The organism is Mycobacterium sp. E3305 (assembly GCF_001666785.1).
Taxonomy (GTDB): Bacteria; Actinomycetota; Actinomycetes; order Mycobacteriales; family Mycobacteriaceae; genus Mycobacterium.
This window is the reverse complement of the sequence record NZ_LZJA01000030.1, coordinates 1-3,994: the sequence shown is the minus strand read 5'-3', so window position 1 is coordinate 3,994 and position 3,994 is coordinate 1. Positions and strand designations below refer to the sequence as shown.

Genomic DNA, 3,994 nt, shown 5'->3' with positions numbered 1-3,994 from the left:
GCCGGAACGGTCGACGTCGCCGGGACCACCTGGGTCGTCTACAACGGCGGCGGCCAAAGCGGGGCGGACGCCGAGCCGGTGTGGACCACCCGGCTCACCGGCCCGTCCGGAGCCACCCAGATTGCGATAACCGGTGCCGGTGACACCGATCAATTCCGTACGCTGGCTTCGGCGACGCAATCGCAACCGCCGTTACCGGCGCGCTGAAGGAAGGCCGAGCGTGACTGCACCCCAAGCGGATCTGTCCGGATGGTCAGTGGCGCCGTTCACCGGTGGCGGCTACACCCATGACGTCTATCGCAAAGGCAGCGGCCCCGGCGTCGTGCTGATACCCGAAATCCCCGGGATCCATCCCGGTGTGCTGGCCCTGGGCAATCACCTCGTGGACAACGGCTTCACGGTCGCGATGCCGTCGCTGTTCGGCGAGCCGGGCAAAGCCAAGACGGTCGGCTACATCGCCTCCTCGATCAGCCGCGCTTGTGTGGCAAAGGAATTCGCGGCCTTCGCGACGAACAAGCAGCGGCCGGTGTCGATGTTCCTGCGCGCGCTGGCCCGTGACCTCAACGCGTCGACCCCGGGCAAGGGCGTCGGCGTGATCGGCCAATGCTTCACCGGCGGTTTCGCGCTGGCCGTCGCCGTCGACGATGCCGTCCTGGCCCCGGTGCTTTCCCAGCCCTCGGTACCCTTGCCGCTGGGACGGGCCCGGCGCCGCGATCCCGGCCTCAGCGAATCCGAACTGGCCACCGTGGCCGATCGCTGCGCCAACGACGGCCTGTGCGCGATGGGTCTGCGGTTCAGTGAGGACAGCGCCGTGCCGCGCGAGCGTTTCGCGGTGCTCAAGGAGCGACTCGGGGACGCGTTCGAGGTGATCGAGATCGATTCCAGCCCGGGCAATGTCGGCGGTTTCGGCAGGATGGCGCATTCGGTGCTGACCGACGAGGTCCGCGAGGTGGACGGCCAGCCGGCGTACGAGGCCCGCAAGCGGGTAGTCGAGTTCCTCACCCAGCGCCTTGGTTAGGAAAGCCCCACACGCATGACGACTACCACCCAAGACCGCGTGGTCGAAACCACCTTCGGTCCCGTCCGCGGAGCCGATGACGGCCGCGTGAGCTCGTGGAAGGGCATCCGGTATGCCGCCCCGCCCGTCGGCGCCCTGCGTTTCCGGGCGCCGCAGCCCCCCGAACGGTGGACCGAGGTGGCCGACGCCACCCGCTACGGGCCGGCGTGCCCGCAGCCGGTCTTCCCCAACATGCCGCTCGACCTGGGCGCGCCGCAGGGCGAAGACTGCCTGCGGCTCAACGTCTGGGCATCGTCCGGCACGCAGCCGGGCGACGGAAAGCCCGTGATGGTGTGGCTGCACGGGGGCGCTTACGTCCTGGGGTCGGGCAGCCAGGCGCTGTACGACGGGCGCCGGCTGGTCGGCGGTGGCGAGGTCATCGTGGTCACGGTCAACTACCGGGTGGGAGCGCTCGGTTTCATGGACTTGTCGTCGTTCACCACGTCGCGGCGGCGGTTCGACTCCAACGTCGGGCTGCGCGACGTGCTGGCTGCCCTGCGCTGGGTGCGTGACAACATCGCAGCCTTCGGCGGTGATCCCCGCAACGTGACGCTGTTCGGTGAATCCGCGGGCGCGGGGATCGTGACCACCCTGCTCGCCAGCCCGTCCGCCGAGGGACTGTTCGCCCGCGCGATCGCCCAGAGTTCACCGGCCACATCGGTATACGACCGGCGCCGGGCTGAACGCGTCGCAGAAACCGTCCTCGACAGGCTTGACGTCGACGCGGACCGGTTGCCCGACGTGCCGACCGCGGTGCTGCTTGCCGCATCCCAAGAGGTCTTCGACGAAGTGCCGGTGCGCAATCCCGGCCTCCTTGCGTTCGTCCCGATCATCGACGGCGACCTGCTGGACGACTACCCGGTCAAGCGCGTGCAGGAGGGCCGCTCGCTTCCGGTCCCCCTGATCATCGGGACGAACAAGCACGAGGCGGCGCTCTTCCGATTGATGCGTTCGCGGCTGATGCCGATCACGCCTCGCGCGATCACGTCGATGTTCGACCAGATCGCGGCCGAACAACCGGACCTGCAATTGCCGACCGACGAGCAGATCGGACTGACCTATTCCCGGCTGCGGCGCAGGGCAAGGAGTTTGAGCATCGCGACAGATGTCGGGTTCCGGATGCCGTCGGTCTGGCTGGCCGAGGGGCACAGCAAGGTGGCACCGGTCTACCTGTACCGATTCGATTATGCGACCCCGCTACTGAAGCTGCTGTTGGTCAATGCCGCCCACGCCACCGAATTGCCCTACGTCTGGGGCAATCTCGGGGCGCCGAAGGATCCCACCCTGAAGCTGGGCGGCAGCAAGACCGCCAAGGCGGTCTCCAGGCGAATGCGGACCCGGTGGATCAACTTCGCCGCGCGGTCGACGCCCGCGGGCCCGGGCGGCGAGCCGGAGTGGAGGCCCTACCGGGAGGCGGACCGCGCCTGCCTCATCATCGACGCGAGCGACACCGTCGCGCACGACGTCGATGGGAAGATCCGCGCCGCGTGGGGCAGCCAGATGGTGGGGTTCCGCTAACTGCCGGCGTCAGTCCGCGCCGGACTGCGCCGCGCCCGACTTCGCCTGCCGGCGAAGCCAGTTGCGGCGGGCGGGCGGCGGCTCGGGAGTGTCCGGTTCGGTGCCCTTGAACACCATCAGATACACCTCGATGGTCGTGACGATGAGGATCATCAGCACGGGCCCGATGACGATGCCCCAGGGGCCGAACATCGCTATGCCCGAGAACACCGACAGCAGCATCAGCGCCGGGTTCAGCCGGGCATCACGCGGAACGAGGATCGGCCGCAGGAAGTTGTCGATGTTGGTGACCACGACGAGGTGCCAGAGCACGACAAACGCGCCGCCGGCGATGTTGCCGAAGAAGATCATTCCGATGCCGAAGGGGATGGTCACGATCCCGCCGCCCAATGGGATGATCGACAACGCGGTGAGCAGGACCGCGAAGATGAAGAATCCGTGGTGAAAGCCGGCGACATAGATGGACGCGGCGCCCGCGACGCCTTGGCACAGTGCTATCACGAACTGGCCGCTGACGGTGCCGCGCACCATTGCTCCGGCTTTGGCCAGGTACAGATCAGTGACCTCGTCGCCGAGGGGGTTGAGTTCGGCGATCAATCTCCGCACCCGCTCGCGGTGCACCAGCAGCGCGACGAAGACATACAGGAAGATGATGGCCGACGTGACCGCGCCTGCGATACCACCGACGGCGCCCTGCAGGAAGTGCAGCGCCCATTCACCGACATTACGGCCCACCGTGACCATCGCCTTGCGCAGGGTTTCCGTCGTTATCGTCATGTGCGCGAAGGGGACCCGGGACAGCAGCTCGTTCACCGCCCGCAGTGTGCGGTCGCCAAGCGCGCTGAGGTCCGTCGACTTGACCCAATCGGTGATGCTGTCGATCATGCGGGAGATCTGAACGATCGCCAGGAGCACCAGGAGCGTGATCGGCACGACGACGGCCACGAGCGCGCACAACAGGGTGCTGGTCGCCGCCAACCCGGTGCCCAGCCGCCTGCTGAACCAGTTGAACAGCGGTGTGAAGAGGTAGGCCCCTACCGCGGCCACGACGATCAGCACGAAGTAGTCGCGCAGGAAGTACGCACCGAACAGCAGGGCGATCGCGGTCAGGATCGCCAGGGCGCGCTTTTGGTTGAGCGTGAATTCGGTATTCATGCCACCGGGCCGCCCTCCGCGTCGTCGCCGCTGAGGGAACTCTAGCCCCGGCGCGGTGGTTTCGTCAGCGACCGCGCAAGCGAACTCACTGCCCCCCGCCGACCGCCGGTTTCGGGGACCCAACGTCCGCTTGGCTTTTCATGCGCTGGAACATGTCGACGTAGTACGGGAGGCATTGCGACATCGCCTGTTCGGTGGTGAACAGGGGTTCATAGCCGAGGTCACGGCGCGCCTTGGCGATCGAGAAGTAGTTGTCCAGATAAA

The 3,994-nt window shown here is 67.3% G+C and carries 4 protein-coding genes and 1 pseudogene; 3 read left to right on the top strand and 2 right to left on the bottom strand.

Going from position 1 to position 3,994, the window contains the following annotated elements; translation table 11 throughout:
* The 3 genes from A5701_RS03620 to A5701_RS03610 all read left to right on the top strand — a co-directional run.
* A partial coding sequence (locus A5701_RS03620) for a DUF4245 family protein (protein WP_156669899.1) occupies positions 1-207 on the top strand: 207 nt, incomplete at its 5' end.
* A 13-nt stretch (positions 208-220) separates the two neighbouring features.
* Entirely contained in the window at positions 221-1,018 is a 798-nt protein-coding gene (locus A5701_RS03615; RefSeq protein ID WP_067748625.1) for a dienelactone hydrolase family protein, read from the top strand.
* A gap of 15 nt (positions 1,019-1,033) precedes the next feature.
* On the top strand, positions 1,034-2,575 hold the full coding sequence (locus A5701_RS03610; RefSeq protein ID WP_067748623.1) for a carboxylesterase/lipase family protein: 1,542 nt from the start codon (positions 1,034-1,036) through the stop codon (positions 2,573-2,575).
* 9 nt (positions 2,576-2,584) lie between these two features.
* Here the strand turns inward: A5701_RS03610 and A5701_RS03605 are convergent, their stop codons facing one another.
* Positions 2,585-3,730 (bottom strand): AI-2E family transporter, encoded by a 1,146-nt coding sequence (locus tag A5701_RS03605; protein ID WP_067748619.1) that lies wholly within the window; start codon positions 3,728-3,730, stop codon positions 2,585-2,587.
* An 85-nt stretch (positions 3,731-3,815) separates the two neighbouring features.
* A pseudogene (locus tag A5701_RS27900) lies at positions 3,816-3,994 on the bottom strand (steroid delta-isomerase); the annotation flags it as partial.